The following is a 316-nucleotide window of genomic DNA, read 5'->3' as shown; positions in this document are numbered from 1 at the left end:
CGGCTTTTGTAGCGTCGAGCCATGCTCGACTGCTCCTGGCTTGATGGGGTCAGAGCCGTTTTCCTGCGGAAGACGGATCCGACCCCCAGCTGGCTTCAAGCCAGGTAAACCTGCCCGTCGCGCACGTCCACCGGCACCGCGCGCAGGCGGTCGCCCTTGCACGGGCCGGCGATGCAGTCGCCACTGTCCAGCGCGAACGAGGCGCCGTGCGCGGCGCAGACCAGATGCCCCTCGCGGCTCTTCAGGAACTGGCCCGGTGCCCAGTCCAAACGGCGGCCGGCATGCGGGCAGATGTTCAGGAACGCGCGCACCTGCG

At 69.0% G+C, this 316-nt stretch carries 1 protein-coding gene; it reads right to left on the bottom strand.

Annotated elements, in window-relative coordinates; translation table 11 throughout:
- Positions 1–95: 95 nt before the first annotated feature.
- Positions 96–316: Rieske 2Fe-2S domain-containing protein (locus EN850_RS35075; RefSeq protein WP_145973034.1), on the bottom strand; the 221-nt coding region annotated here is incomplete at its 5' end.

This window comes from Mesorhizobium sp. M8A.F.Ca.ET.207.01.1.1, from assembly GCF_004794715.1.
Classification (GTDB): Bacteria; Pseudomonadota; Alphaproteobacteria; order Rhizobiales; family Rhizobiaceae; genus Mesorhizobium.
The sequence above is the reverse complement of the archived record's forward strand: the minus strand, read 5'-3'. Positions and strand labels throughout refer to the sequence as shown.